The sequence below is a fragment of the Catenulispora yoronensis genome (assembly GCF_039531695.1).
Lineage (GTDB): Bacteria > Actinomycetota > Actinomycetes > Streptomycetales > Catenulisporaceae > Catenulispora > Catenulispora yoronensis.
The window spans coordinates 45,875-72,108 of sequence record NZ_BAAAQN010000042.1 but is presented as its reverse complement, the minus strand read 5'-3'; the positions used below and the strand labels follow the sequence as shown (position 1 = coordinate 72,108).

At 68.8% G+C, this 26,234-nt stretch carries 27 protein-coding genes and 1 pseudogene; 13 read left to right on the top strand and 15 right to left on the bottom strand.

Annotated features, from left to right (window positions below; genetic code table 11):
• Positions 1-113: 113 nt before the first annotated feature.
• Together ABD481_RS29345 and ABD481_RS29340 are read left to right on the top strand one after the other, a co-directional pair.
• On the top strand, positions 114-320 hold the full coding sequence (locus ABD481_RS29345; RefSeq protein WP_344669027.1) for a hypothetical protein: 207 nt from the start codon (positions 114-116) through the stop codon (positions 318-320).
• Positions 321-706: 386 nt separating this feature from the next.
• Positions 707-787: pseudogene (locus ABD481_RS29340) on the top strand (malonyl CoA-ACP transacylase); the annotation flags it as partial.
• Between the two features lie 404 nt (positions 788-1,191).
• On the opposite strand, the gene ABD481_RS29335 reads toward ABD481_RS29340, so the two are convergent.
• On the bottom strand, positions 1,192-1,974 hold the full coding sequence (locus tag ABD481_RS29335; RefSeq protein WP_344669026.1) for a DUF2127 domain-containing protein: 783 nt from the start codon (positions 1,972-1,974) through the stop codon (positions 1,192-1,194).
• A gap of 24 nt (positions 1,975-1,998) precedes the next feature.
• The gene (locus tag ABD481_RS29330; RefSeq protein ID WP_344669025.1) at positions 1,999-2,691 is read right to left on the bottom strand and encodes a TetR/AcrR family transcriptional regulator; all 693 of its coding nucleotides are present in this window, start codon (positions 2,689-2,691) and stop codon (positions 1,999-2,001) included.
• Positions 2,692-2,761: 70 nt separating this feature from the next.
• On the opposite strand from ABD481_RS29330, the gene ABD481_RS29325 reads away from it, so the two are divergent.
• The gene (locus tag ABD481_RS29325; RefSeq protein WP_344669024.1) at positions 2,762-4,132 is read left to right on the top strand and encodes a GH1 family beta-glucosidase; all 1,371 of its coding nucleotides are present in this window, start codon (positions 2,762-2,764) and stop codon (positions 4,130-4,132) included.
• Positions 4,133-4,189: 57 nt separating this feature from the next.
• Here the strand turns inward: ABD481_RS29325 and ABD481_RS29320 are convergent, their stop codons facing one another.
• Positions 4,190-4,564: a VOC family protein gene (locus ABD481_RS29320; RefSeq protein ID WP_344669023.1), complete on the bottom strand. Its 375-nt coding sequence runs from the start codon at positions 4,562-4,564 to the stop codon at positions 4,190-4,192.
• 89 nt (positions 4,565-4,653) lie between these two features.
• Between ABD481_RS29320 and ABD481_RS29315 the strand changes: the two genes are divergently transcribed.
• Positions 4,654-5,220: a hypothetical protein gene (locus tag ABD481_RS29315; protein WP_344669022.1), complete on the top strand. Its 567-nt coding sequence runs from the start codon at positions 4,654-4,656 to the stop codon at positions 5,218-5,220.
• On the opposite strand, the gene ABD481_RS29310 is transcribed toward ABD481_RS29315, so the two are convergent.
• Both ABD481_RS29310 and ABD481_RS29305 read right to left on the bottom strand, forming a co-directional pair.
• Positions 5,190-6,071 (bottom strand): TIGR02452 family protein, encoded by an 882-nt coding sequence (locus tag ABD481_RS29310; protein WP_344669021.1) that lies wholly within the window; start codon positions 6,069-6,071, stop codon positions 5,190-5,192. The genes ABD481_RS29315 and ABD481_RS29310 overlap by 31 nt on opposite strands.
• An 8-nt stretch (positions 6,072-6,079) precedes the next feature.
• Positions 6,080-6,724 carry a class I SAM-dependent methyltransferase family protein gene (locus ABD481_RS29305; protein WP_344669020.1) on the bottom strand — a complete coding sequence of 215 codons (645 nt, stop codon included), beginning with the start codon at positions 6,722-6,724 and terminating at the stop codon, positions 6,080-6,082.
• Positions 6,725-6,754: 30 nt separating this feature from the next.
• Between ABD481_RS29305 and pip the strand changes: the two genes are divergently transcribed.
• The gene (gene pip / locus ABD481_RS29300) at positions 6,755-7,714 is read left to right on the top strand and encodes a prolyl aminopeptidase (RefSeq protein ID WP_344669019.1); all 960 of its coding nucleotides are present in this window, start codon (positions 6,755-6,757) and stop codon (positions 7,712-7,714) included.
• 172 nt (positions 7,715-7,886) lie between these two features.
• The gene (gene kynU / locus ABD481_RS29295; RefSeq protein ID WP_344669018.1) at positions 7,887-9,158 is read left to right on the top strand and encodes a kynureninase; all 1,272 of its coding nucleotides are present in this window, start codon (positions 7,887-7,889) and stop codon (positions 9,156-9,158) included.
• 149 nt (positions 9,159-9,307) lie between these two features.
• Here kynU and ABD481_RS29290 read toward each other — a convergent pair whose 3' ends face one another.
• Positions 9,308-10,465: an acyl-CoA dehydrogenase family protein gene (locus ABD481_RS29290; protein ID WP_344669017.1), complete on the bottom strand. Its 1,158-nt coding sequence runs from the start codon at positions 10,463-10,465 to the stop codon at positions 9,308-9,310.
• Between the two features lie 45 nt (positions 10,466-10,510).
• Positions 10,511-11,374, bottom strand: a complete 864-nt coding sequence (locus ABD481_RS29285) for a spermidine synthase (protein ID WP_344669016.1) — start codon at positions 11,372-11,374, stop codon at positions 10,511-10,513.
• 132 nt (positions 11,375-11,506) lie between these two features.
• On the opposite strand from ABD481_RS29285, the gene ABD481_RS29280 reads away from it, so the two are divergent.
• Complete coding sequence (locus tag ABD481_RS29280; protein WP_344669015.1) at positions 11,507-13,486, top strand: flavin monoamine oxidase family protein; 1,980 nt, start codon at positions 11,507-11,509, stop codon at positions 13,484-13,486.
• Positions 13,487-13,858: 372 nt separating this feature from the next.
• On the opposite strand, the gene ABD481_RS29275 is transcribed toward ABD481_RS29280, so the two are convergent.
• Together ABD481_RS29275 and ABD481_RS29270 are read right to left on the bottom strand one after the other, a co-directional pair.
• Positions 13,859-13,993: a hypothetical protein gene (locus tag ABD481_RS29275; RefSeq protein ID WP_344669014.1), complete on the bottom strand. Its 135-nt coding sequence runs from the start codon at positions 13,991-13,993 to the stop codon at positions 13,859-13,861.
• Positions 13,994-14,331: 338 nt separating this feature from the next.
• Positions 14,332-14,550, bottom strand: a complete 219-nt coding sequence (locus tag ABD481_RS29270; protein ID WP_344669013.1) for a hypothetical protein — start codon at positions 14,548-14,550, stop codon at positions 14,332-14,334.
• Between the two features lie 246 nt (positions 14,551-14,796).
• On the opposite strand from ABD481_RS29270, the gene ABD481_RS29265 reads away from it, so the two are divergent.
• From ABD481_RS29265 to mctP, 3 genes are all read left to right on the top strand, one after another.
• The gene (locus tag ABD481_RS29265; protein WP_344669012.1) at positions 14,797-15,561 is read left to right on the top strand and encodes a bestrophin-like domain; all 765 of its coding nucleotides are present in this window, start codon (positions 14,797-14,799) and stop codon (positions 15,559-15,561) included.
• Between the two features lie 111 nt (positions 15,562-15,672).
• Positions 15,673-16,086 carry a DUF3311 domain-containing protein gene (locus ABD481_RS29260; protein ID WP_344669011.1) on the top strand — a complete coding sequence of 138 codons (414 nt, stop codon included), beginning with the start codon at positions 15,673-15,675 and terminating at the stop codon, positions 16,084-16,086.
• 71 nt (positions 16,087-16,157) lie between these two features.
• Entirely contained in the window at positions 16,158-17,831 is a 1,674-nt protein-coding gene (gene mctP, locus ABD481_RS29255; RefSeq protein WP_344669063.1) for a monocarboxylate uptake permease MctP, read from the top strand.
• 67 nt (positions 17,832-17,898) lie between these two features.
• Here mctP and ABD481_RS29250 read toward each other — a convergent pair whose 3' ends face one another.
• On the bottom strand, positions 17,899-19,020 hold the full coding sequence (locus tag ABD481_RS29250) for an acyl-CoA dehydrogenase family protein (RefSeq protein ID WP_344669010.1): 1,122 nt from the start codon (positions 19,018-19,020) through the stop codon (positions 17,899-17,901).
• Positions 19,021-19,063: 43 nt separating this feature from the next.
• Complete coding sequence (locus ABD481_RS29245) at positions 19,064-19,678, bottom strand: pyridoxamine 5'-phosphate oxidase family protein (RefSeq protein WP_344669009.1); 615 nt, start codon at positions 19,676-19,678, stop codon at positions 19,064-19,066.
• Positions 19,679-19,890: 212 nt separating this feature from the next.
• Here ABD481_RS29245 and ABD481_RS29240 point away from each other — a divergent pair, with 212 nt between their 5' ends.
• A complete protein-coding gene (locus ABD481_RS29240; RefSeq protein WP_344669008.1) occupies positions 19,891-22,068 on the top strand; it encodes a hypothetical protein in 2,178 nt (725 codons plus the stop codon).
• Between the two features lie 43 nt (positions 22,069-22,111).
• Positions 22,112-22,534 carry a hypothetical protein gene (locus ABD481_RS29235; RefSeq protein WP_344669007.1) on the top strand — a complete coding sequence of 141 codons (423 nt, stop codon included), beginning with the start codon at positions 22,112-22,114 and terminating at the stop codon, positions 22,532-22,534.
• Here the strand turns inward: ABD481_RS29235 and ABD481_RS29230 are convergent.
• Entirely contained in the window at positions 22,518-22,805 is a 288-nt protein-coding gene (locus ABD481_RS29230; RefSeq protein ID WP_344669006.1) for a hypothetical protein, read from the bottom strand. The two genes, ABD481_RS29235 and ABD481_RS29230, sit on opposite strands and share 17 nt — an antisense overlap.
• Positions 22,806-22,875: 70 nt before the next feature.
• Complete coding sequence (locus tag ABD481_RS29225; RefSeq protein WP_344669005.1) at positions 22,876-23,559, bottom strand: PadR family transcriptional regulator; 684 nt, start codon at positions 23,557-23,559, stop codon at positions 22,876-22,878.
• 142 nt (positions 23,560-23,701) lie between these two features.
• Between ABD481_RS29225 and ABD481_RS29220 the strand changes: the two genes are divergently transcribed.
• On the top strand, positions 23,702-24,676 hold the full coding sequence (locus ABD481_RS29220) for an alpha/beta hydrolase (RefSeq protein ID WP_344669004.1): 975 nt from the start codon (positions 23,702-23,704) through the stop codon (positions 24,674-24,676).
• 25 nt (positions 24,677-24,701) lie between these two features.
• Here the strand turns inward: ABD481_RS29220 and ABD481_RS29215 are convergent, their stop codons facing one another.
• Both ABD481_RS29215 and ABD481_RS29210 read right to left on the bottom strand, forming a co-directional pair.
• Entirely contained in the window at positions 24,702-25,463 is a 762-nt protein-coding gene (locus ABD481_RS29215) for a DUF4097 family beta strand repeat-containing protein (RefSeq protein ID WP_344669003.1), read from the bottom strand.
• A complete protein-coding gene (locus tag ABD481_RS29210; RefSeq protein WP_344669002.1) occupies positions 25,460-26,206 on the bottom strand; it encodes a DUF4097 family beta strand repeat-containing protein in 747 nt (248 codons plus the stop codon). Before ABD481_RS29210 ends, ABD481_RS29215 begins: the two co-directional genes overlap by 4 nt.
• Positions 26,207-26,234 lie beyond the last annotated feature (28 nt).

The window sequence follows — 26,234 nt, the reverse complement described above, 5'->3', positions numbered from 1 at the left end:
CCGTGGCCGTCCAGACCAAGTCCGCGGAGGCGACGGAGCTTTTCGTCGGCACCGAGGCGGAACCGCGTCAAGTCCTCCGGCTCGTGCTCCGACGGGCCGTCACGGATGGTGCCGTGACTGTATCGCTTCTCGGTGAGCTGGTGCGAGGAAACGCCGCGGTCCGGGCCGGGGACGGGGAGACGCTGGTCGAGCTGCCGATGGCCTTCGACGAGGCTGTCGTGCCTGGTCAGAGTGTCCTCGCCGGGCTCCGGCTGCTCGGCGGCGACGACGAGACGCCGGCCGAGCAGCCGGTGTCAATAGCGGCCGTCGAACCGGGCTAGAAGATGTACCTGGTCTCGCATTTCCATTACGACCCGGTTTGGTGGAACACCCAGGCGGGCTACACGCAGGCCTGGGAGTTGCAGGGCGACGACGGGACCACCCGCCCCGTCTGGGAGAACAACGCCTTCCACCTCGTCAGAGCTCACCTAAGGACGTCTCCTATATAGACACCAAGACCGCGCCCGGCCGTTGGTGGGCGATGGTGAAGCTGATGTGGTTCGGCCGCGCGCAGTACACGGCGGCGGTGCCGGTGGTGGTGCGATGACGCACTCGCACGCTCTACTTGGGTTCCATCAACGCGGCGGCGTGGGCGAACTGCTCCGATATGTCAGAGGTCTTCGAACGGACCACCACTCCCGGCAACTCCACGACCCGGCCCGAGATCCGCCGCGCGCTCGTCGCCCATGCCCCCGGCTTCGAGCACCCGGGCGACCCGTCGCAGCCGGACAACACCCATAGGCACTAGCGCCGGATCAGGGAACGTACACCCTGTCGAGGTAGTCGATGAGCTTCCGTTCGCTATGCCGGAGCTGCTCCTGCCGCTCGGCCGGTAACGCCAGTAGAACGTCTACAAGGGCCTCATCGCGCGGAACGTAGACCATCGTGCCGGTGTAGACGCGGCACCCGGAGCACCAGGCAAGCCCGACGCAACGTTCGAAGAACGCGGAGTCCTCCGGATGATGCCGGTAGGTGTACCGGCGGACCGCCTGCCCGCAAGCACCACATACTTGCCGATCGCCGTCGCGGCGGATCTCGAATGAGCCGACCTTGCGCCAGGCCCCCGAGCCGGCCTCTGTTCTTCAAGCTGCCATGCACAGCATGCTCTCACGGCCTTGGTTTCCCCAGGGCGAACGTCGCCTGCTCCAGGCACTAGCTCGCGGCCGCCCGCTCCACCTCCAGCAACGACGCCGCATGCCGCTGCGCCTCATAAGCCCGCTTCCCGCCCCGCACTCCGAACAGCCGCTTCGTCCACACCAGGTAGATCACCAGCAGCAGGTTCAGCGCGAAGGTCCCGAGCTTCAGCAGCGTCACATGATGGGAGAGTTCGTAGATCTCCAGCGGCAGGAACATGCCGGTCGCCACGAACGCGAAGTACTCACCCCACCGCTGAAGCAGCCACAGGCCCAAGCCCTCGATGACCTCGATCACGGCGTAGGCGACCAGTGCCATCACGATCCAGGTCAGCGTCGTCGGTTTGGCGTCGACCGCCTTCTGGAGCGCTTCCAGCGTCTTCGAGTGCTGCAAGTCGAAGCCGGCCTTGCCGAATACCTGCTTCACCACCGGCGCCGCCTGGTCGAACGCCTGCCGCAGCTCGTCCTGCCGTCCCGCGAACCGGTGCACCACATACGCGGCCGCCAGCAGCAGCGCGCCGCGTACCCATCGCTCCACTGCGAAGAACCGCAGCAGCACCGCGTCGCGCATCTCAGCACCGCGCTTCACCAGCGGTGCGTCCTCGGCCGGGCCGGTGGGCGGCGTGGTGCCGTCCGCGACCGGAACGAAATCCGCGCAGCGCAGGCACCGCCAGGTGGTGCCGCCGGCCGTGCGCGCCGTCAGCCGTTCCCGCAGCGCCGCCTCGTCCGGCGCGTACAGCACGTGCCCGCCGAGCGCGCAGCCCAGCAGGCTCCAGTCGAAGCGGTGCCGCTGTTTGTCCATGTTCGTAACGATATAGCGAAGGCCTCAGCCCACGTAGTACCGCCCCAGATACGCCACCAGCAGCCGCTTGCACTCCTCGATCAGCGCCGGGTCCCCGCTCGGGTCGCTGCGGAACGCCATCTGGAGCACGGCGTCCGCCGCCTCCATCGTCACTCGCAGCGCCAGCTCGATCTGGGCCTCCTCGGCGTCCGACGACGCCAGGAAGGGCGTCAGCAGTCGCATCCGCCGCGCCACCGCGGTGTTGTTCTCGACCGACTCGTCCAGCAGATACAGGTCGCGCGGATCGGCCTCGGACCACTTGCTGCCCGCGCCGAAGTCCAGCACGCCGAAGCCGGGCTGGGTGCGCCGCATGTCGACGAACTCGTCGATGGCGATGGTGACGACGTCCTCCACCGAGCCCGGCGGCGTCTGCCCGAACCGGTACGCCAGCCGGTCCAGATACGTCTGGAGGTTCCGGGTGGCCAGCGCGTGGACCAGCGCGCTCTTGTCGGCGAAGAACTGGTACACCGTTCCGATCGGCACCTCGGCGCGCTTGGCGACGGCGGTGGTGGTGAGCCCGGCGAACCCGACCTCGTCGAGCAGTTCGGCGCAGACGTTCAGGATCCGCTCGTAGCGTTCGGCGCTGCGCCGCTGCATCGGCCGGCGCCGCAGACCGGGGGCGCCGCCCGCGCCCGCCGCGCTCTCGGTGTTCTCCGCGCGCTCCGTCGTCGTCTCCATTCCGCTATTCTCCTCCGCCCGCTAACCTGAGGATGACTCATGTTACGCCCGTTCCGGAGGTGGCCCCGCAGTGACCGACCACGCCCCGCTCCCGTCCTTCCCCAGCGCTTTCCACTGGGGAACCTCCACCTCCGCCTACCAGGTCGAGGGCGCCGCCGCCGAGGACGGCAAGGGCGTCTCGATCTGGGACACCTTCGTCCGGCAGCCCGGCGCGGTCCGCGAGGGCCAGACCGGTGACGTGGCCTGCGACCACTACCACCGCTATCCGGAGGACATCGGCCTGATGGCCGGCCTCGGGGTGAACGCCTACCGCTTCTCGATCGCCTGGACCCGGATCCAGCCCGACGGCTCCGGTCCGGCGAACCCGGCCGGCCTGGCCTTCTACGACCGGCTCGTCGACGCCTTGCTGGAGCAGGGGATCACGCCGTTCCCCACCCTCTTCCACTGGGATCTGCCGCAGGCCCTGGAGGACCGCGACGGCTGGCTGGCCCGTGACACCGCGTACCGCTTCGCCGAGTACGCCGGGCTGGTCGCCGAGCGGCTCGCCGACCGCGTCGAGCACTGGATCACCCTCAACGAGCCGTTCATCCACCTGGCCTACGGCTACGCCTTCGGCGTCCACGCCCCGGGCCGCGCGCTGATGACCGACGCCATCCCGGTCGCGCACCACCAGCTGCTCGGGCACGGCCTCGCCGTCAGTGCTCTGCGATCGGCGGGCGCGGCCCGGGTGCTGATCGCGAACAACTGCACCCCGGTCTGGCCGGCCAGTACGGCGCCGGAGGACCAGGCCGCCGCCGACACCTACGACGCGCTGCACAACCGGCTGTTCCTGGACCCGATCCTGCTTGGGACCTACCCCGACCTGTCGGCCTACGGCACCGGCCCGGACCTCCGCGGCGCGGTGCGCGACGGCGATCTGGACGTCATCGCGGCCCCGCTGGACGGCCTCGGCATCAACTACTACAACCCCACCCGCGTCGCCGCGCCCGGACCCGAGCACGGGCTGCCGTTCCAGGACGTGCCGATCGAAGGTGTGCCGCGCAGCGCGTTCGACTGGCCGGTGGTGCCGGACGGCCTGCGGGAGCTGCTGGTCGGGCTGGCCGACCGCTACGGCCTGGCGCTGCCGCCGGTGTACATCACCGAGAACGGCACCTCGGTGGCGGACAAGGTGGTGGCCGGCCGGGTCGCCGACGCCGAGCGCATCGCGTTCCTGGACGGCCACATCAGGGCCCTGGCCGAGGCGATGGAAGCGGGCGTCGACGTGCGCGGCTATCTGACCTGGACCCTGATGGACAACTTCGAGTGGGCCGAGGGCTTCACGCAGCGGTTCGGCCTGGTGCACGTGGACGAGCAGACGCAGGTCCGGACGCCGAAGGACTCGTACTACTGGCTGCGCGACCGGCTCGCCGAGCTGCGGGCGGGCGGTCGCGCCAGGCCGTGACCGCCGGTGGGTGACTGCCGGCGGGTGGCTGCCGGTCGCTGGGCCGACCGCCGGCGGTCACCAGCTCTGCAACGTCCAGGTGTTGCCGTCGGGGTCGGCGAACCGCGCGTAGAACACGTCGGGCCGGCCCTCCGCGGACATCTTCTCCACCGCGTCGACGTCGACGCCGCGCCCGACCAGCGCGTCGCGCGCGGCCTCGATGTCGTCGACCACCAGGTGCAGCATCTTGATCGATCCCGGCGGCGTGTCGATCACTCCTTTGCCGAACGCGATCGAGCACGATGATCCGGGCGGCGTCAGCTGGATCACGCGGAAGTCCTCGCCGAACGAGACGTCATGATCGACGCGGAAGCCCACCTGGCGTTCGTAGAAGTCCTTGGCGCGATCCACATCCGTCACCGGCACCGGGACCAGCTCGAGTTTGAAGTCCATGGCGCTCAGCCTGACACGGGCCGCCGACAAGCGCCCACTTGTGGGAACCCGGGTGCGCCCGGCGGTGTAACGAGGGCGGAGGTGCTTCTATGCGCAGATACTTGGCTGTTGTGTCCCTGGTCGCGCTCGTCGGCTGTTCGGCGTGCGGGACGTCGTCCCGGTCCGCGGGTTCGTCGCCGACGCGCTCGGCGTCCGGCGCCGCGTCGCCGGGCGCCGCCCCGACCGCCGCCGCCCCGACCGCCGCCGCCCCGACCGCCGCCCCGTCCCCCGACCCCATGGCGGGGATCTGTCCGGCCGGCGCGGTCCACGCCGAGCCGCCGCCGGCCTGGACCGCCTCGGCCCATCCGCCGGTCGGCAACCGCTGGGTCGAGGGCGTGAACGGCCTGGCCGTCGGCGTGCTGTTCAAAGACCCGCTGCAAGCCGGGCAGGACAACAAGATCCTGTGGATCATGAAGGTGCCGCGCGACGGCGCCCCGCTCGAAGCCGTCGCCACGCCGCAGAACGGCGGGGCCTCGGTGGACCTTCCCGAGACCCCGCCGGACGCCGAGCCGGGCGAGATCTACCCCTCGATCAACTCCGTCCCCACGCCCGGTTGCTGGATCGTGCAACTGGGCTGGGGCAACGCTCACGACGTGGTCGCGGTGCCCTTCACCTGACCGGCGAACACGTCGCGGAACGCGGTGAGCACGGTCTTCGCCGACGAGGTGTCGTAGACCGCGAACACGACGCGCGGAAAACGCCCCGCGAAGTCGCCGCCGCCGGTCAGATGCGTCCGAAAGGCGGTGGCGACGGTCGTCGGGTTGTTCCGGAAGACCCCGCAGCCCCAGGCGCCGAGTACGAGCGTCCCGACGCCGTGGTGCGCCGCGACGGCCAGGACCCGCGCCGACCGCTCGGCGAGCAGCGCGGGCACCTCGCGCAGAGCCCCGGGCTCGTGCCGGGACAGCGCGCCGGCGTTGGGCGCCGGGGAGGTCAGGAAGGAGACGAAGTACGGGTCGTCCAGCAGCTTCGTCCTGCTGTCCCGGTACACCGGGACGTCGGGGGAGTAGATGACACGATGGCTGTAGCGGGTGTCGCCGCTCTGCCGGTGCGCGGCGTAGTAGTCGGGCGCCTCAAGCAGCGTTGTGTAGAGCGCGGAGCTACGGCAGATGTCCTCTTCCTGCGCGCGGGCGCCGCCGAGGTAGCCGCCGCCGGGATTGCGGGCGGAGGCGAAGTTGAGGATGGCGACGTTCTCTTCGCCCTCGTCGAGCACCAGACGCTGACCGGCCGCGGTGCTGGTCTCGTCGGTGACTTCGAACTCTGTCTCGTGGAGCTGCTGCCCCTCGCCGCCGCCAGCCTGCTTCGCCGCGTCGAGCAGCGCTTCGGTCTGGTCGGGCGAGTACGAGCGCGTGCCCTGACAGGCCTCTGCGACGTCGTCCGCCAGGTCGACGCGATGGCCCTTCTGGTTGGTGTAGAAGCCGGCGGCGATGATCGCCTCGTTCGCCCGGCTGATGCCTTCGTAAATCCCCATGGAGCTCTCTATTTGACGAAAGTGAAAAGCTTGTCAGTGTTCTGCGTGGGCGCCGGATCGCGCTCCTGCCGGTGCCCCGCGACGTAGACCGACTCCGGCAGCGCCGCGTCCGACTCCCACAGCAGGGAGAAGCCCGCCTGGGCGAACCAGTCGTGGATCGACGGCACCAGGTTCGGCTCGTGCCGGTGGCGGGTCCAGATCACGGTGCCGCCCCGCGCTGTCAGCCCCGCCGCGCGCGCGACGGTGTTCGCGACGTCGGCATCGGAGATGTTGCCGAAGATGCCGCACAACAGCAGCAGATCGGCCGGGCCGAAGTCGGCGAAGGTGGCCGGATCGGCGGCGTCGCCGGTCACGATGTCGATGGACTCGGTCAGTCCGAGGTTCGCGGCCGTCCCGCGGGCGACGTCGGCGATTGCCGGATCGACCTCCACCAGGCGCGCGACGACGTCGGTCCGGCGCGGGTGGGCGGCGACGACGGGGAGTATGTCCCGCCCTTGGCCGGCGCACAGATACAGGATCCTGATCGCGCCCGGCGGGGCCTCGTTCAGGGCCCGGACGATGCCGTCGTTGACCACCAGCAAGCGGCTGGCCAGCGCCGACGACGGATCGTCGTACGCTGCGAACCACTGCGTCCAGTCTCTTAATTCCGCCATGATCCCGTCCCCCTGACCTACGATCGCGCTATGGTCGATCAATACCCTCCCATGGCGCCCTACGCCACCGGATTTCTCGATACCGGGGACGGAAACCGCATCTACTACGAGAAGCTCGGGAACCCCGACGGCAAGCCCGCGGTGAACCTGCACGGCGGTCCGGGCTCGGGCTCGCTCGTCGGCCCGACTCGCGGGTGGGACCCCGAGACGTGGCACGTGATCCGCTTCGACCAGCGCGGATGCGGGCGCAGCACCCCGCACGCCAGCGACCCGGCGACGGACATGTCGCTGAACACCACACCGCACCTGATCGCCGACATCGAGCTGCTGCGGGAGCACCTCGGCATCGAGAGGTGGCTGGTGAAGGGCGGCTCATGGGGCGCGACGCTCTCCCTGGCCTACGCCGAGCAGCACCCCGAGCGGGTGTCCGAGATGATCATCCCCGCGGTCACGATGACGCGGCCCGAGGAGACCGACTGGCTCTATCGGGGCGTCGGCCGGTTCTTCCCCGAGGCGTTGGACCGGTTCCAGAAGCACGTTCCGGAGGACGAGCGCGACGACCTGTTGGCCGCTTATGCCCGGCTGCTGGCGAGCCCCGACCGCGCGGTGCAGGAGGCGGCTGCGGCGGAATGGGTGCGCTGGGAGGACACGGTGGTGTCGCTGGAGCCGCAGAACACCAGCGGCGACCACTACAGCTCGCGGATCGACGACGCCCGGCTGGCCTTCGTGCGGATCTGCGCGCACTACTTCAGCAACAACGCGTGGCTGGAGGACGGCCAGATCCTGCGCGACATCCACAAACTGCACGGGATTCCGGCAGCGCTCGTCCACGGTCGCCACGACCTCGGCAGCCCGCTGTACACGGCCTGGCAGATCGCCCAAGCCTGGCCGGACGCGACGCTCTATGTCATCGAGGACTCCGGGCACACCGGCAGCCAGGAGATGAGCCGGATCCTGAATCAGGTGACGGCGGAGTTCGCGGCCCGGTAGCGGCGGCGCTTCGGAAACGGCAGCGCTCTGGAAGCGGCGGCGCTTCGGATGGCTGCCCCGGTAGCGGCGTCGCTGCGCACGGCCGGTCCGGCGCGCGCCGGGCCCGGGCACCGCCCCGCACCGGACGTCGTGTCCTCTGGGCAGCGGGCCCGGGCTCGCCTACGCTGATCTTGTGCCGAACAACCCCCTCATCCCTCGCTCCGAAGCCGAACGCCGCGACACGACCGATCCGTTGGCCGCGCTCCGCTCGGAGTTCGTGATCCCCGACGACTCGCTGATCTACCTCGACGGCAACTCGCTGGGCCGCCTGTCCAAGGCCTCGCTTGCGCGGGTCGAGGAGGTGGTCGCCGGGGAGTGGGGGAACCGGCTGATCCGGTCCTGGAACGAGCGGTGGCAGACGCTGCCGCAGGTCGTCGGCGACTTCCTCGGCGAGCAGTTCCTCGGCGCGGCGCCGGGGCAGGTCGTGGTCTCCGACTCGACATCGGTGAACCTCTACAAGCTGGCCTCGGCGGCGCTCGACGCGCGGCCGGGCCGGAACGTCATCATCAGCGACCTCCATAACTTCCCGACCGACCGTTATGTTCTGGAAGGTCTGGCCGCAGCGCGGGGTCTGGAGCTGAAGCTCGTCGAGTTCGACGAACTGCTCGGCCCGACGGCGGATCAGCTCCGGGCGGTCGTGGACGAGCGGACGGCGCTGGTGTCGCCGTCGCAGGTGGACTACCGCTCGGCGGCGCTTGCCGATCTGGGCGCGGTCAACCAGGTGGTGCACGAAGCCGGGGCCCTGGTGCTCTGGGACCTGTGCCACTCGGTCGGCGCGGTCCCGATCGAGCTGGACGCGACGGGGACCGACCTGGCGGTCGGGTGCACCTACAAGTACCTCAACGGCGGACCGGGCTCCCCGGCCTTCCTGTACGTCAGCCAGTCCCTCATTGAAGGGCTGCGGCAGCCGATCTGGGGCTGGTACGGGCAGCGCGACCAGTTCGCGATGGGCCAGGGCTACGACCCGGTGCCGAGCGCCACGCGGTTCCTGGTGGGCACGCCCCAGGTGGTCGGGGTGTCGCTGGTCGACGCGGGCGCGCACGTGCTGGCGGCGGCGGGCATCAAACCGTTGCGGGACAAGGGCGTGGCGCTGACCGAGTTCGCGATCGAGCTGTTCGACGCCTGGCTGGCGCCGCTCGGGTTCACGCTCGGGAGCCCGCGGGACGCCGCCGTGCGCGGCAACCACGTGTCGGTGCGGCACCAGGAGGCGTACCGGATCTGCCGGGCGCTGATCGAGCGGTACGACGTGATCCCGGACTTCCGGATCCCGGACCGGGTGCGGCTGGGCATGGCGCCGGCCACCACGCGGTTCGTGGACGTGTGGGACGCGTTCGACGCGATGCGCCGGATCGTGGAGGCGCGGGAGTACGAGGCGGTCGACCCGACCCGGACCGATGTGACGTGATGTGCCTTGCCGTGACGTGACGTGACGTGAAGTGCTGTGCTTCGGTGTCGCGTGATGTTATGTCGCGCGGCGTTGCGGCACGGCGAAAGGCCGGCGTCCTCCTTGAGGGACGCCGGCCTTTCACTTTCAAGCCCTGATCAGGGCCTTCCTCACAATCCCAATGATTTCGCGATGATGGTCTTCATCACCTCGCTGGTCCCGCCGTAGATCCGCGACACCCGCGTATCGGCGTACAAACGCGCGATGGGGAACTCGGTGATATAGCCATATCCGCCATGCAATTGCAGGCACTTGTCGATGACCCGCCCCGCGACTTCCGTGCAGAACAGCTTCACCTTGGCGGCGTCGGCGACCGTGAGCTCGCCCGCGTCGTGCAGCTCCAGCGCGCGATCGACCATGCACTGCGCCGCCTCGACCTCGGTGGCGCACTCGGCGAGAACGAACTTCGTGTTCTGGAACGAGGCCACCGAAGTCCCGAACACGGTGCGCTCGCGCACGTAGTCCAGGGCGAACCGCAGCGCCGCCTCCGCGGACGCGTAACCCCCGACTGCGATGGCCAGCCGCTCCTGCGGCAGGTTGTGTGTCAGGTAACTGAATCCCTGCCCCGCCTCGCCGAGCAGGTCCTCCACCGGAACCAGCACGTCGTTGAAGGCCAGCTCCGCGGTGTCGGAGGTCTTGAGCCCGATCTTGTCGAGCTTGCGGCCGACCGAGTAGCCCGGGGACTTGGTGTCCACGCACAGGATCGACAGGCCGCCCCGCCGGTCCTCCGGGGTGGCGGGCGCCGTACGCGCGACCACCAGGACCAGGTCGGCCAGGACGCCGCCGGTGATGAACGTCTTCGCGCCGTTGAGGACGTAGTGCCGGCCGTCGTCGGTCAGCTTGGCGGTGGTCTGGATGCCCGCCAGATCGGACCCGGTCCCCGGCTCCGTCATGGCGATCGCCGTCATCAGCTCGCCGCTGATGAACTTGGGCAGCCACCGCGCCTTCTGCTCGTCGGTGGCGTAGGCCAGCAGATAGGGCAGGATCAGCCCGACGTGGACGGTGGTGGTGCCGAACGTCACCCCGGCGCGCGTGGTCTCCTCGATCACCACGGCCTGGTACTTGAAGGTGCTCAGCCCCGCGCCGCCGTACTCCTCCGGCACCTCGATGCCGAAGACCCCGAGTTCGGCCAGGCGGTTGTAGAACTCATGCGGCGGATGCCCGGCCTTCTCCCACTCGGGGTAGACCGGTGCCACTTCCTTGGCGATGAAGTCGCGGAGGATGGCGCGGAAGGCTTCGTGGTCCTCGGTGTAGACGGTGCGGCGCATGGCCACAAGTTACCTGCGGGTATCGCGAGCCGCCATGGGGCGCCGTCAAAAAGCGTCCCCGGGAGGCTCCGGCGACTGTTGGGTCTCGCCGTCCGGGACCGGCTTCGCGCCGCCCTGGAACGCGGCCAAGTCGTCGCCGTGCATCACGCGGCAGGGGAAGATGTCCGAGGCCGCGCGGCGCACCAGGCCGTCGAGGGGGAGCGGGCCGTCGGAGGCCAGCAGAACCAGGTTGCCGAACTTGCGGCCGCGCAGGATGCCCGGGTCGGTCAGCACCGCCACGTGGGCGAAGTGGTGGCGGGCGTTGGCGACCTGGCCGCGGGTGAACGCCAGGCCGCCGCCGGCGGCGCCGTCGGCGAGGTTCGCGATGTGCACGCCCTGCGGGCGCAGGGCCCGTTTCGACAGGCCGTAGTACTCGCTGGAGGTCAGGTGCTTCGGGATGCGCGCGCCCGCGTAGACGTCCGTGATGGTCAGGTCGAAGGCGCCTTCCGGGACCCGGCCCAGCACGTCGCGGGCGTCCCCGGTGCGCAGCCGCACGCGGGCGTTGCGCGGCAGCGGCAGCTCGGCGCGGACGAAGTCCAGCAGCTTGCCGTCGATCTCCACCACCTGCTGGCCGGAGCCCGGCCGGGTGACGGCGATGTAGCGCGGCAGCGTTAGGCCGCCGCCGCCCAGATGCAGCACCCGCAGCGGGGCCCGCTCCGCGGCCGCCAGGTCGACCATGAACGCGATCTGGCGCACGTACTCGTACTCCAGGTGCGTCGGGTCGTCGAGGTCGACATGGGAGTGCGGAGTGCCGCCGAGCATCAGCTGGAAGGCGTTGCGGCGGTCCAGGTCCCGCAACAATTCCGGCTGCTCCGCCTCGCCGTCGAACAGGTCCCATGTCTCGTCGTGCGATGTGTTTTCGCGGGGCATGTCTCACATCTTTGCTCTGATCGGGCGAACTCGCTAAACGGTCCGGTGCGCCTGGCCGATGGGCGGTCGATAGGTCGAAAGTGTAAGCACATGCCTGAGAGAACCGGTATTCCCCGTTCCCGACGATCATTCTTGGCCGGTGCCCTCGCCTCCGGCGCGGCCGCCGCGCCGCTGCTGACCGGAACCGACACCGCCGCCGCCGTCACCGCGCTGGCCGGCAAGCCCTCGGCGGCCCCGCTGCCGTGGAGCCGCGACGAAGTGCGCGACGAGGCGCGCTGGCAGACCTGTGTGGGTCTGGCGCGACAGCTGTTACTGGTGGGAACGAAGAACGAGGACCTGAAACTCACCTATCTGCGAACCCTGATCGACGACGGCCTGCCGAAGACCACGGCGCCCAAGCGGGTGCTGGTGATCGGCGCCGGCATCTCCGGGCTGGTCTCGGCCTGGCTGCTGAAGTCGGCCGGCCACGACGTCACCGTGCTGGAGGCCAACGGCAGCCGGATCGGCGGCCGGATCAAGACCTTCCGGGTCGGACCGGAGACCTCCGAGCAGCCGTTCAGCGACCCGGCGCAGTACGCCGAGGCCGGCGCCATGCGGATCCCCAGCCAGCACCCGCTGACCCTGGCCCTGGTCGACAAGCTGAACGTGCGGCGGCGGCCGTTCTACAACGTCGACGTCGTGGCCGGCACCGGGAACCCGGACGGGACGCCGCCGCCGGTCAGCTACCAGGCGTTCACCGGCGAGACCTGGACCAACGGCACCGGGACCGGCGGCTACAAGCCCCCGACTCAGGCCTCGAACGCCTGGATCCTGGCCAACGGCCTGCGGGCCCGCAAGTCCGAGTACGGCGACCACCCGGCCGCGATGAACCGCGGCTTCGGGATGTCCGAGTCCATGCTGAACAAGACCACCCACGCCTCCATGGACTCGATCCTGGGCCCGATCTACGACTACTACTCGACCCGCGACCAGGACGGCACGCGCAAGCTGAAGCCCTTCGACCAGTGGGTCGAGGGCTGGGCCCGGCTGCTCTACGACTTCGACGGCTTCTCGATGGGCCGCTTCCTCACCGAGTACGCCGACCTCACCGACGGCTCGCTGGAGGCGATCGGCACCATCGAGAACCTCACCTCGCGGCTGCCGCTGGGCTTCCTGCACAGCTTCCTGGACGCCTCGGACATCAACCCGAACGTCACCTACTGGGAGCTGGAGGGCGGCACCGCGACGCTGCCGTACACGCTGCTGCCGCAGGTCTCCGACCTGGTGGTGATGAACCGCCGGGTCATCGAGCTCGAATACTTCGACCCGAAGCGGGCCGGGCAGGCCGTGCACACCGACGCCAAGAACCAGGTGTGGGTCCGCACCGTGCAGGAGACCGGCGGCGACCACGAGCCGGGCACCGAGGTGCCGGGCAGCTTCCAGGAGTACACCGCGGACGTGGCGATCGTGACGATCCCGTTCTCGGCGCTGCGGCACGTGCAAGTCAGCCCACTGATGTCCTACAAGAAGCGCCGCGCGGTGATCGAGCTGCACTACGACGCCGCGACCAAGGTCCTGCTGGAGTTCAACCGCCGCTGGTGGGAGTTCACCGAGGAGGACTGGAAGCGCGAACTCGACGCCGTCCAGCCCGGACTCTACGACAAGTACCAGTCCGAGGCCGGCGGGGTCCCGGCGGTCCACGCGGTCGGCGGCGGCTCGGTGACCGACGTGCCCAACCGCTTCATCTACCACCCCTCGCACCAGATCGGCGACAGCAAGGGCGGCGTCGTCCTGGCGTCCTACTCCTGGGCCGACGACGCGGTCCGCTGGGACTCCCTCGACGACGACGAGCGCTACCCCTATGCGCTGCGCGGCATGCAGCAGGTCTACGGCAAGCGCGTCGAAGCCTTCTACACCGGCCGCGGCAAGACCCAGAGCTGGGTCCGCAACCGCTACGCCCTCGGCGAGGCGGCGGTCCTCACCCCGAACCAGCTGATCCAGCTCCACCCGGCGATCTGCACCCCGGAGGGCCCCCTCCACTTCGCCGGCGAGCACACCTCGCTGAAGCACGCCTGGATCGAGGGCGCCCTGGAGTCCGCGGTCCGGACCGCCCTGGAGGTCAACGCCGCGTAGCCACACGTTCGAGGGACTTTTCGGTACGAACCGCCTGCCGTGGCAATCACTGAGGCAGGTGGGGACGGCGCCGGGGCCGCACGGGCTGGTGCGGCACCCGGCGTCGAGAACCGAGGAGAAGGCCAGGACGTGAGCGAGGGCGAGGGCGAGGGCGAGGACGAGGGCGAAGACGGTACGGGCGGGGCGGGCAGGGCGGGCGCTCGGGGGCGCCTGACAGGGGGTTGAGAGGGCGGGGCGGCGGAGTCGGCGGAGAACAGCCGCCGATCCGGGGCGGCGGCTTGCGGCGAGGACTCCGGCCTGCTCGGTGGTGGTGATGGGCGTCCTCTTGGTGACCTTTTTTGCTGGCCTTTTTGTCGGTCTTTTCTGTCGGTGTCAGGACCCGCGCGGGAGAACGGAGGCGGCTGAGCCGTGGTCGGTATCGGACTCGGCGTCGGGGTCGCGATGTGCGTCCACGTCGGCCTGCTCGGCGTGGGGGTGGACGTGGGACTCGTCTGCGCTGTCGAACAACAGCCTCCTGCGATGGCGCCGATGGCGCCGATCGCGCCGCCGGCACTGATGGAGCCGGAATTCCCGGCGGTGACGCCACCGTTGGCCGAGCTGCTGTGCACGTGTCCGCCGGCCGGCGCCGCCGTGGGCCGAGCCGGGCTCAGAGTGCCCGTCGCGTTCGCGGGACGGCCGAGCCGGGCGTCGCAGCCGGTCCGGTTCCGGATGGCCGTCGTGAATCCGGCCACTGATCCGCCCGATCCCACGCCGCCCTCGGATCCGCTGCCGGTCGAACCCGGACTGCCGCTCCAGCCCGGACGCCATCAGCATCTGCCGCTGCCGAGCAGCCCGGCACCGGCTCCTCAGCCGCCCAAGCCTTCGCCGCAGCCGCCCCAGCCGCAGCCGCCCCAGCCGCAGCCGCCCCAGCCGCAGCCGCCCCAGCCGTCGCCACCGTCGATTCCGGCACCGCCGCCCGCGCCTGTGCCCGTGCCGCCGAAGCCGGCCCCGAACCCGACACCGTGCGACTGCCCGCCGCCGAAACCGGCCCCGCCGGCGCCCTCGGTGCCCAAGGTGGCGCCCAAGCCGGCGCCCGCGGCCCCGGCCCCCGCTCCGCGGATCGCGCCACCAGCGGCGGCGCCGCCGCAAAAGCCTGAGATCCCTCCGGCCGAGGCGGCCCCGCCGCCGGACCGGCCCGACGACAGCGCCGATTGGGGCCTGATCTCACTCGTCGCCCTGATGGTCCCCGCGGCCATCGCGGCGGCCGTCGCCGCCGGCGGAGCCGCCGGTGCGGGCGGCGGACCATCCGGACCGGCTGCAGGAGGCAAACCATGATGTGGTTCTGGGCGCTCGTCTCGCTCGCGGTGGGCGTGGCCATCGCGGTCGCGCTGTCGACACTGCTCGGGCGCAGCGAGCGCGCGTCGTCGGGCACCTACAACCCGCAGGCGCTGTCGGTGATCGGCAGCGCCCTGCTGTCCTCGTTCATCCTGGTGACCGCGTTCCTGATCGCCGGGACCTGGTCCACCTACAACACCGACCGCCAGCACACCTACGACGAGGCGCGCGCCGCCACCACCGCGTACTGGCTGGCCGGGAAGCTGCCGCCGACCGACCGGGACCGGGTGCGCGGCGAGCTGACCACGTACGTGCACCAGGTGATCAGCAAGGACTGGCCGGCGATGGGCGACCATCAGACTTCTGATCAGGCCTACGCCACCCTGGACGGCCTGCGCGCCGACGTCGCGGCCATACACTCCGCCGACGCGACCGCGGAGAAGAAGCGCTCGGACCTGGCCGCGTCGCTGGACGACATCTACTCCAAACGACTGATCCGCGCCGCCGACGTCAACTACGACATGCCCAAACTGCTGTATGTCGCGCTCATCATCGCCGCGCTCCTGCTGATCGCCTACCCGCCGCTGGTCGGGCTGACCGCCAACGGCCGCAATGTAGTGCTGCTGTCCGGTCTCGGCGCGATGGTGGGGCTGGGGATCTTCATCGTCGTCGCGCTCTCCCATCCCTACAGCGAGCCGCTGACCATTCAGCCGAGCGCTTTTCGACACGCCCTGGAGCGCTTCGGACAGATCGATGGATGAGCCGCGTACCATCCGTTACCGAGTCGTTGTTAATTAACCCGTGATCGGAAACGTCCCTGGCGACTAGATTGCGCCGCAGTTTCCATACGTAAACGGGAGGAGTCTCGTCTCATGTCAGAGCACGAGCACAGTACTAGGGCGCCGGTGGTGACACCGGCCCGGGTCATCGCGGCGGTCTGCGTCATCGCACCCTTCGTCGCGACGCTCTACGTCCCGATATACGACAAGGACAAGCCGGAGGTCGCGGGGTTCCCCTTCTTCTTCTGGTGGCAACTGCTGTGGGTGGCGGTCACGGCCGGGCTCATGGGCCTGGCGTATTTCGTCATACGGCGCGAGGAGCTGGCGCGCAAGGCGGCGGCGGCCCAGCCGCAGAGCGCTGATGGTGGCGGAGATGCCGAAAACGTTGCCGACTCGGGCGCGGACACCGCCGCCGACTCGGCCGATTCCGACGACGCTGATGGCTCTGGCGGCTCCGCCGATTCCGCTGATTCCGCTGATTCCGCCGAGGAAGGGGACGCCAAGTGAGCACCATCCTCGCGGACGCCGCACCGGGCGCGCCGACCGACATCCCCACCCCGACGGTCGGCGCGCACGGCATCAACCAGACCGAGCTGGCCATCGTCATCTTCTTCTTCCTGCTGGTCTCGGTCCTGGGCTTCCTGGCCGCGCGGTGGCGCCAGGCCCGGCAGGCCAACCACTTGGAGGAATGGGGCCTGGGCGGCCGCAGTTTCGGCGGCTGGATCACCTGGTTCCTGCTCGGCGGCGACCTGTACACCGCCTACACCTTCATCGCGGTCCCGGCGGCGATGGTCAGCGGGGCCTTCGGCTTCTTCGCCGTGCCCTACACCATCATCGTGTGGCCGCTGGTCTTCCTGTTCCTGCCCCGGCTGTGGTCGGTGTCCCGCAAGCACGGCTACGTCACACCCTCGGACTTCGTCCGCGGCCGGTACGGCTCCAAGAGCCTGGGGCTGGCGGTGGCCGTCGTCGGCGTGGTGGCGACCATGCCCTACATCGCGTTGCAGCTCGTCGGCATCCAGGCCTGCCTGGACGTGATCGGCATCGGCGGCAAGGGCACCTCGACGTTCGCCAAGGACCTGCCGCTGTTCATCGCGTTCGCGGTGCTGGCGGCCTTCACCTACACCTCGGGCCTGCGCGCCCCGGCGGTGATCGCATTCGTCAAGGACTTCCTGATCTACCTGGTCATCATCGTCGCGGTGATCTACATCCCGACCCGCTTCGTCGGCGGCTGGCACAGCATCTTCCACTTGGCCAGCACCGGCGGTAAGCCGAACGGCACAGTGCGACCGGGCTTCCTGTCGCTCAATGACGCGTCAGGCAAGACCAACGCCTTCCCCTACGCGACCCTTGCACTGGGCTCGGCGTTGGCGCTGTTCATGTACCCGCACGCGCAGATCGGCGTGCTGTCGACGAAGTCGCGGAACACGGTGCGCAAGAACCTGGCGGGGCTGTCGATCTACTCCATGGTGCTGGGCCTGATCGCGCTGCTCGGCTACATGGCGGTGGCGGCCGGCTTCGGCATCCGCAACAAGGACGGCTCCCTCGGCGGCAACCTGGCGGGCAACCCCCAGCACGCCGTCCCGGCCTTGTTCGACGCGGTGTTCCCGTCCTGGTTCGCCGGCGTGGCCTTCGCCGCGGTGGCGGTCGGCGCGCTGGTCCCGGCGGCCATCATGTCGATCGCGGCGGCGAACCTGTTCACCCGCAACATCTACGTGGACTTCATCAAGCCGGACGCCACGCCGCATCAGCAGGCGAAGATGTCCAAGATGGTGTCGCTGCTGGTGAAGTTCGGCGCGCTGGTGTTTGTGCTGGGGCTCGACGCGACGAGCGCGATCAACTTCCAGCTATTGGGTGGCGTGCTGATCGTGCAGACGTTGCCGGCGATAGTGTTCGGGCTGTTCAAACGCTGGTTCCACCGGTGGGCGCTGCTCATCGGGCTGGTGGTCGGCGTGGGCTACGGACTGCTGACGGCGTACCAGCAGGACAAGATCGACCCGGTGACGCACAAGGTCACGCAGGACCACTTCGGCAACCAGATCGCGCATGTGCCGGGTACGCATCTGTCGGCGTACATCGGGATGACGGCGTTGGTGCTGAACCTGGTCGTGGCTGTGGTGCTGACGTTCGTGTTCCGGGCGTTGAAGGTCGCCGACGGTGTCGACGAGACACAGCCGCACGATTACACGGCTGATGAGGGTGACAAGGATCTGCCGGAGTTGGTTCAGGCGGAGCCGGCGCTGGCTGAGATTTAGCCGTCGTTTTGGTGGGATGGTGCGTGGCCCCGGGTCTTGTGTCTTCGACCCGGGGCCTTTTGGCGCTTCAGGCAGCTCTTATTCCGACGGCTTCGGCGTAGCGTCGGCGGTGCCAGGACGGAGTGCCGAAGAGGTGCGCGGTGGAGTGTGCGCGTTTGAAGTAGAGGTGGATGGGGTGTTCCCAGGTGATGCCGATGCCGCCGTGGAGCTGGATGGCTTCGCCGGTGATGGTGGTGAAGGCTTCGGAGCAGCAGGCCTTGGCTCGGGAGGCGGCTGTGTGGAGCTCTGTGTCTGTGTCTGTGTCTGTGTCTGCGGTTGCGGTTGCGGTCGCGGCAGTAGCGGTAGCAGCGGCGAAGGCTGCTGCGTAGGAGGCCGAGCGGGCTGATTCGAGCAGCGTGTACAGGTCGGCCAGCCGGTGCTTCACGGCTTGGAACGAGCCGATCGGACGCCCGAACTGGACGCGTTGTTTGGCGTAGGCGAGGGTCAGGTCGAAGGCCCGCTGCGCGCCGCCGAGTTGTTCTGCTGAGATGGCGACGGCGGCCAGGTCCAGGATCCGTTCCAGGGCGTCGGCTGCGTCTTCGCTCAGCACCTGCGCGGGGGAGCGGTCGAAGCGGACAGTTGCCTGAGGGCGGTTCGGATCCACTGTTTCGAGTGATGTGACCTTGGCTGCGGATGCGTTTACCGCCAACAGGCCCAGCCGCCGCCCGCTACTGCCGTCATTTGTGGCCGTCCGCGCCGGTACAACGAACAGGTCCGCTTCGGCGCCATCCGTGACGTGCTCCTTGGTCCCGCTCAGAACCCAGCTGTCGCCAACTTGTTCCGCAGAGGCCTGAATCATCCCTGCGTCCCAGGACCCGGATTCGCTCCATGCCAGCGTCGCGTGCGTCCGCCCCTCCGCGATGCCTGGCAGCAACGCGCTTTTGGCCTCCGTCGAATCAGTGGCCAGAATCGCCTGCGCCGCCAGCGCCGTACTCAGAAACCCGGACGCCGCTAGCGCCGCGCCGAGTTCTTCCAGCACCACATGGGTCTCCAGCACCGAGAAGCCCGCGCCGCCGTACTCCTCCGGAATCGCGAGTGAGTGCGCTCCGACCTGGTCAGCAAGCAGCCGCCAGACGTCGTCGCCGACGGCTCGCTCCAGCAGCGTCCGCACCGTCCGCCGAAGCTCTTGCTGTTCCGGGTCGAAGCGCATGCGGCGGACCGTAGCGGGCCCGGCGTCAACTCGCCAGAGCGATCTACCTCGCGGCAGAGTTCGCGCCGGAGTTCGCGCCGGCGTCCGCACCGCGCAGCGTCTCCGCGGGCACCGCCGGCAACCCGTCGATGCTGATCGCGTTCTTGCGCGCCACGTAGTCGACGTGGAACTCCTCATCCCGCCGCCCGAAGTACTCGGCCAACAACCGCCGCTCGCCCTTGTACTCCATGAACGGCACTGCGTACCCGCACGAATCACTCACCCGCGAAGCCGTCACCAGCACAATCGCCCGCGGCGCCCCCGGATCCTCCGCCGCCGGGAACAACCCGATGTACTCGCCCCACCGCGGATCGTCCTTGAACAACACCTCACCGCGCCCATGCACCCGCACAATATTCGGCGGCCCATGAAAAGCGGCCCACATCAACGTGATCCGCCCATTCTCCCGCAGATGCGCCAAACTCTCAGCCCCACTACCGGTCAGATCCAGATACGCCACCCGATCCGGCCCCAACACCACCAACGACCCAACCGTCCCCTTCGGCGAGAGATTCACGTGCCCCTCCGCCGCCAACGGCGCGGTCGCCACAAAGAACAAAGGCTGCGCCTCGATGAACTTCCGCAGCTTGTCATCGATGACTTCGTGCACATTCACCATACCCCGAGTGTGGAACAGTGACCGCATAGTGAGCAACCACGTTTTGAATAGCGAGATGTCCCTACCTCAAACGAAGCCCCTGGAGCCTTGTTGACCTTCCGGGCTGTAGCTAGGTTGTAGGCGCTCGATTACCGTTGGCGATGCGAGCTTCGGGGGGCTGCATCTTGTCTGGATCGCGCTGGGCCGATGGTGACGCGAACACGGTGAACACAGTGGGCCCGCTCGGCGGCCTCAACCCGATCGTCGGCAACCCCGACCACGTCGCGGCGTTGGGGGCGTGGTGCTACGAACTGGCGGCCGAGCTGGACGGTTTGAGTGCCGCGTTGGCGAACATCTTGGTCGACGAGTTCTGGAGTTCCGACGCCGGCGTGGAGTTCGGGACGCTGGTGACGTCCATATCGAGCCGCGCGCGTCAGGCCTCGTATCGCTTCCAGCACGCCGCTGACGTCTACGGCCGCGACGTCTACCACGGCTACGCGTCGGACCTCGACACCGCTCAGCGCGAAGCCAAGACCCAGGTGTCCGCCCTCACCGACCCGGCCTTGATGTTCAACAATCCGCCGGGCTGGACCGCGGAGCCCGCGTCGGATGCCGGCAAACAGCTGAACCTGATCGTCGAGCGGCTTGAGGCCCAAGGCGCCGCAGCCGCCGCCAAACTGACCTGGTTCGCCACCAACGACGGACTCGCCGACGGCAGCACGCCGCTACCGCTCGGGGAGAGCGAGGACGAGCACTTCGCGGCCACGACCGACGCCGCACTGTTGCGGGTGCTGCTGAACGGCGGCGACCCGACCTCGATCCCCGGCGCGCCCGACCTCAGCGGCGCACCCGACCTCAACGCCAAGCTGGCGATCATCGCCAAGGAACTGGCGAACCGGCAGAAGGATCCTGCGTTCCTCCAGGACTTCATGGACCAGGCAGCTGACAGCCTGCCCGGCATAGCGCGAGCGCTGTCGACCTCGGACCACGGGACGCTCGTCCCATTCGACCCGAACGCCCAGTCCACCCTGCGCTTGTTCGCGTCAGCTCTGGCCGCTGCCGCCACCGGCACGAACCTGACCCCCTCCGCACTGGCGAAGCTCGAAGCCCCGGCCGACCCCTGGTCGATGGCGATGCTCCTCAAGTACGGACCCTCAGGAGCCGCCTACGGCACAGGCCAAGGCGCCCTGCTGCTGGCCAAGCTCACGCAGAACGCGGAACACCAACTCCAACCAACAGGCCTGACACCGAGCCCCGAATGGCCCCCGGAACTGGAACCACTCAACGCGATACTGCGCCGAGCGGCCGAGAACGGCGAAGCAGCACGCATCGCCCTCGGCGACGGCACACCCCTGGCCGCCGAACTCGCACGCCACCTCCTGATCACCCAGTCCCTCGTCCACGTCACCGAGAGCAGAACCCTCGTCGACCAAGAGAAATGGGTCCGCTCCGACCACGGCACCACAGACGGCAACGCCGAAGCCGCCTTCCTCCTCGCCGCCGGAATCCCCCCGAGCCGCGACGGCAGCGACCCATACGCCATCGCCGCAGTCCTCAACGTCTTCAGCACGGCATCGGACCTGCACATCGAACACCAGTCGAGCACGCTGATCGGCCCGGTGAAGACTGCGCTGCAGGCTTATACCGCGGTGTATGTGGATGACCTGGCGATGTCGACGTCGAACTACGGGCGCCGGCAACTGGGCCACGGGCCCCCACCCTGGGTGGCGACTAATGGCGGGGATGTTACAAATATTCTCGAGCTTGCCTACGGTAGTGACAGCCATGAATGGCAACAGTTTCGATCGGGTATCCTGAACCAGGCTGTTGACAGTATTGCGGCCGGCAGTGATAAGCACATGGCGGATGCGCCGTTTTCCGACTACATCCGCCTCGGTAAACTCAACGGAATCGCCAACGATATTGAGAGTGGTTGGAGTCGGGCAGGTGCTATGTCGGCGGATCAGGCGGCGAGTACTCGCTTGATGCTGGCGAACGCCGCGCTCGGGGCATTTGGGAACCTCTCGCTCGACTCAGTCTCGCACCCGTCTTCACTCTACTCACAGCCGATTGCGGGCGGAGGTGCGCCTCTGCTCGAGAAGCTCGTTCCTTCCTGGTTCGGTACCCACCACCTCGATACGGTGAACGATCAGATCAATGCTGATAACAAGGGATCTGATACCAACCTTCAGGTTCTCGTGGCCCGCGCCCTGTTGAAGTCGGGGACCATGGATCCTGCGGCTGCCAATGAGTTGAGATCGGCTATGCCCGAGACAAATGGTGGCGATGTCGTACCGTTCATCGGCTGGAGCAGTAAGCATTTCACCGACTCTGCCTACAGTCTCTATGGCGACAAGCTGTCGACCATCTACACCAACCTCCAAACGCAGTTTGACCGTGAGCAGGACTGAGCTTGTGAGAGGGAAAGTGACCGAGAGATCGCTGTGTCGCGGCGTGAGCCAGGTGCTGGTGCTGCTGGTAGCAGTCCTGACAGCGGCCGTCGGCTGTGGCGCGGACAGCTCGAAGCCGCAGGCGATTGCAGGCTGTGACGCGGGGCCTGCTAGCCCGGACGTCGGTCTGCGCTTTATCACCCGGGAGCTGCGAGCCCTGAACCTGGTGACTGGTGAGCCGCGCCTGGCTCAGTTTCATGCGTTGTTCGATGGTGAAAAGGTCATAGCTGAGAGCGTCCCGATGATTGAGTGGTACAGCAAGTACGGCACTGACCACGATATTTCCATCTATGGAATGGTGCCGGAGGCGTGGGACACAGTCCTCGACCGACACTTCGCGAACCCCATGGACGAGTACCGCGCCTACTGCACCGGCTGGTCCTTCGACGCTTTCGCTCGCGCGCACGCGGTCAATCCCAATGGGTGACAACCTCCGCGCCGACCTCGGCCGCATCCATGACCTCGTCCATCAGCTCAGCCAGCTTCGCTCGAACCTGGTCGATGCGCCGTCGCGGTTTGACGAATCCGCTGCGGACATGGGCAACAAGGCGATGAGTGCTGCGACGACGGTCTTTGGCGATGACTGGGGTGTTTTCCGTACTCAACTCGTCGATGACATCACCAAGCTCGGTGTCTTCGCGGATACCGCTGCCAAGACTTACGCCGGGCTGGACGCCGATCTGGCCCGTCAGATTCACGGGGTTCTCGATGCGCCCCCGCCCAGTCACAGAATGCTGCCGACTACTGACTAGCCCTGCCCGCGAGCAACTACCCCTCCCCCCGCCCCCGATGCGCGCGCGGCGCCCCCGTAGGCGCCCCCGCCGGCAGCGGCTCCGGCGACGTGGCCCGCCCCGACCCCTCCAAATCGTCCAGGTCGCGCAGCATCTGTTCTGCCAGGTCGCGTTCGGCGGCGTGGTAGCGTTCGGCCCATTTCAGGGCGATTTCGGGGTAGGCCCAGGCGGTTTCGTTGTGGGCGGCTTGGGCGTCGACGGCGGCTTCGGTGCGGCGGCGTTCGGAGTTGTCGCGGTGTTCGGTGACGATTTCGCGGAGGCGGGTGGGGTCGGTGAGGTGGCCGAGCCAGACGCGGAGGAGGACGCCGTGTTTGAGGACCGGGACTTCCACCGGGGCGGTGCGGGCCCAGGTGCGGACGGCTTCGCGGCCGGTGGGGGTGATGGCGTAGACGCGTTTGCCGCGGACCTCGTCCTGCATCACGGTGCGGGAGGTGACGTAGCCGTGGCGTTCCAGGCGTTTGAGTTCGCCGTAGATCTGGCTGAAGGACGGCGACCAGTAGAACGCCTTCAGTGACCAGTCGGCCCACTTCTTGATGTCGTAGCCGGACAGCTCCTGCTCGAACGACAGCATGCCGAGCACCGCCCAGCTGGTCGCCGGCAGGCGCGGGTCGTCGTCCTCGGTGCTGGGGTCCGCCGCTTCGTCACGTGATTGAGGGGCCACGGTAGTAAGCGTAACGGCTTTGGTTGCTCACTCCGTGTGGCGTTGGAGGGCCTTGGTGGGTATGGATGGGCCGCAGGCCCGATCCTGGTCCGGTATGGAAACCATCGAATCCGCTGTCTGATACGACCCTCGAGGGACCCTCATGACGCTGGACCCGCAGGCCCGCCTGATCGTCGACACCCTCACCGCCATCTTCCCTGACCTCGGCGGTAGAGTCACCGACGCTGCCGAAGCGCGCGCGATCCTCGCCCGGGCGCCCCAGCTGCCGGTGCTCGTGGACCTGCCCTCGGTCGTCGACCGCGCCATCCCCAATGCGGAAACGGCCCCCGATGCCCCCGACATCCCCGTCCGCATCTACCGCCCCACTCCGGATCAGAACACTGTCACCCCCGTCATCATCTTCTTCCACGGCGGCGGCTTCTCCATCGGCAACATCGCCATGTACGACAACCTCTGCCGCGACCTGGCCCGCTCCACCGAAGCGACCGTCATCTCCGTCGAATACCGCCTGGCCCCGGAAACCCCCTACCCGGGCGGCCTCCACGACGCCTACGCCGCCACCGCCTGGGTCGCCGACCACGCCTCCGAACTGTGCGTCGACCCCGACCGCCTCGCCGTCGCCGGCGACAGCGCGGGCGGCAACCTCGCCGCCGTCGTGTCGCTGATGGCCCGCGACCGGGCCGAGCGCGGGGAGAAGGGCCCGAGGATCGCCTTCCAGCTGCTCATCTACCCCTCGGTCGACTTCGCCGACGCCATCGAGTCCGTCACCGCGTTCCCGTCCCGGGCCGCGAACGCCGACGGCTTCTTCCTCACCGCGCAGCACATGCGATGGTTCGACGCGCAGTACCTCCAAGGCGCCGACCGCCGCGATCCCCACATCTCGCCCCTGCGTGCCGCCGACCACAGCGGCCTGCCGCCGGCCTGCGTCATCACCGCCGAACACGACCCGCTCCGCGACGAGGGCGACGCCTACGCCGCCAAACTCGCCGCCGCCGGCGTCCCGGTGCGGCATCTGCCGGTCGAGGGCATGTTCCACGGCTTCCTGAGCATGCCGCACCCGATCGCCGACCGCGTCCGCGCCGAGGTCTTCGAGGCCGTGAAGCGCGCCCTCAGCTGATTCCCACGTCAGCTGAAGCGCGCCCTCACCTGATCTCCACGTCCTCGTTCGAGGTGAAGACGCGGATGGTGTTGGACGTGTAGCGGTCTATGACGTTCTCCAAGTCCGGCTGCCCGTTCGAGGTGTGCACCTCGTCGTAATACGGCGTCCGGCCGTCCGTGACCACCTTGACGTGCGCGTTGGACGTCTCGATCAGGATCGTCTTCGGCGCCCCGGCGAACCTCGCGTCGACCCCGCCGTTCGAGGTGTGCAGGTCCACGTCGCCGTTCCCCAGGTCCTTGACGTCGATCCCGGCGTTCGACGTGACCACCTTCACGCCGCCGTTCACCCCGGTCACGCTGACGCCCGAGTTCGACGTCGTCGCGTCGACCGCGACGCTCGGCGGCACCCGCACCGTGATGGTCGCGCCGCCGCAGTCGGCCTTCAGGCAGCTCCTGCTCAGCATCAGCACACCGTTCTCGAACTTCTGGTCCAGCCGCAGCGGCGCCTGGGTGAAGCTGTGCCACTGCAGGTCGGCCTGCCCGCTCACGCCGGACATCGTCGGGTCGCCGATGACCGTCACCGACCCGTCCGCGGTGTCGATCACGACCTTGGAGACCGGTCCGGTCTGCTGGATCGGCACGGTCTGCTGTTTGGCGTCGAGGCTGCCGCTGAGCGCCACCGTCGCGGCGGCGGCCGGGATCGTGACCGCGGCGACGAGGCCCAGCAGCGCGACGGTGCTGATGCGCACCATCGGGATCGGGCGCCGGGCCGGCGCGGGTTCGGGGGTCTTGGCGGGGACGGTCACTTGACGCTCACATTGCCTTCGGTGGTGGACACGACGATCACGGCGGTGGCGCGGGGATCCGACAGGTTCTCGATGTCTCGCGTGCCGTCGGTGGTGTCGGCCGTCGTCCGGTAGGGGGTACGGCCGTCGGTGGCCAGATCCACGTCGCCGTTCGTGGTCTTGACGGAGATCCGGGCCGGCGCCCCGGTGAAGGAGGCGCGCACCGCGCCGTCGCGGGTGTCGAACGAGGCGTCGCCGGATCCCAGGCCGTAGCCCTCGACGTCACTGTTCGTGGAGGTCAGGTCGACGCCGCCGTCGACGTTCATCACTTGGATCCGGCCGTCGGAGGTGACCGCCCGCACCGAGACGCCCTTCGGCACCCGCAGTGTGATGTCGACCGGGCCGCAGGCGCCGTCCGAGCAGTCCTTGGACAGCGTGAGCACGCCGTTCGCCAGGCTCTGCCGCAGCCGCGGGCGCGGGCCGTTCTTGCCCTTCCACTGCACTTCGGCGCTGCCGACGACGGTCGTGGCGGCGGCCTCGCCGGTGATGGTGACATCGCTCCCGGAGTCCTCCACCACGACCCGGGTGACCGGTCCGCCGGAGTCGATCGCGATCGTCGCGTGCTCGTCGCTCACTCGCCCGGAGACCGCGAGAGCGGCGGCCACGGTCGGCACGCTCACCGCCACGACCACGCCGAGCAGGGCGACAGTGCTGATCCGCACGGCGCCGATCGGCCGGCGGGGCGGAGGGACGTCGTAGGTCATGCCTTCATGGTGGCTCGGCGGCGGCGGT

Excerpts from the sequence above, each read along its gene's own strand:
- ABD481_RS29310 (WP_344669021.1), bottom strand. The coding sequence starts at position 6,071 with ATGGGGATTTACGAAGGCATCAGCCGGGCGAACGAGGCGATCATCGCC.
- ABD481_RS29285 (WP_344669016.1), bottom strand. The coding sequence starts at position 11,374 with ATGCCCCGCGAAAACACATCGCACGACGAGACATGGGACCTGTTCGAC.
- ABD481_RS29335 (WP_344669026.1), bottom strand. The coding sequence starts at position 1,974 with ATGGACAAACAGCGGCACCGCTTCGACTGGAGCCTGCTGGGCTGCGCG.
- ABD481_RS29315 (WP_344669022.1), top strand. The coding sequence starts at position 4,654 with ATGCGCAGATACTTGGCTGTTGTGTCCCTGGTCGCGCTCGTCGGCTGT.
- ABD481_RS29320 (WP_344669023.1), bottom strand. The coding sequence starts at position 4,564 with ATGGACTTCAAACTCGAGCTGGTCCCGGTGCCGGTGACGGATGTGGAT.
- ABD481_RS29250 (WP_344669010.1), bottom strand. The coding sequence starts at position 19,020 with ATGCGCTTCGACCCGGAACAGCAAGAGCTTCGGCGGACGGTGCGGACG.
- ABD481_RS29260 (WP_344669011.1), top strand. The coding sequence starts at position 15,673 with ATGTCAGAGCACGAGCACAGTACTAGGGCGCCGGTGGTGACACCGGCC.
- ABD481_RS29210 (WP_344669002.1), bottom strand. The coding sequence starts at position 26,206 with ATGACCTACGACGTCCCTCCGCCCCGCCGGCCGATCGGCGCCGTGCGG.
- ABD481_RS29305 (WP_344669020.1), bottom strand. The coding sequence starts at position 6,724 with ATGGCGGAATTAAGAGACTGGACGCAGTGGTTCGCAGCGTACGACGAT.
- pip (WP_344669019.1), top strand. The coding sequence starts at position 6,755 with ATGGTCGATCAATACCCTCCCATGGCGCCCTACGCCACCGGATTTCTC.
- ABD481_RS29245 (WP_344669009.1), bottom strand. The coding sequence starts at position 19,678 with ATGGTGAATGTGCACGAAGTCATCGATGACAAGCTGCGGAAGTTCATC.
- ABD481_RS29265 (WP_344669012.1), top strand. The coding sequence starts at position 14,797 with ATGATGTGGTTCTGGGCGCTCGTCTCGCTCGCGGTGGGCGTGGCCATC.
- ABD481_RS29290 (WP_344669017.1), bottom strand. The coding sequence starts at position 10,465 with ATGCGCCGCACCGTCTACACCGAGGACCACGAAGCCTTCCGCGCCATC.
- ABD481_RS29220 (WP_344669004.1), top strand. The coding sequence starts at position 23,702 with ATGACGCTGGACCCGCAGGCCCGCCTGATCGTCGACACCCTCACCGCC.
- ABD481_RS29330 (WP_344669025.1), bottom strand. The coding sequence starts at position 2,691 with ATGGAGACGACGACGGAGCGCGCGGAGAACACCGAGAGCGCGGCGGGC.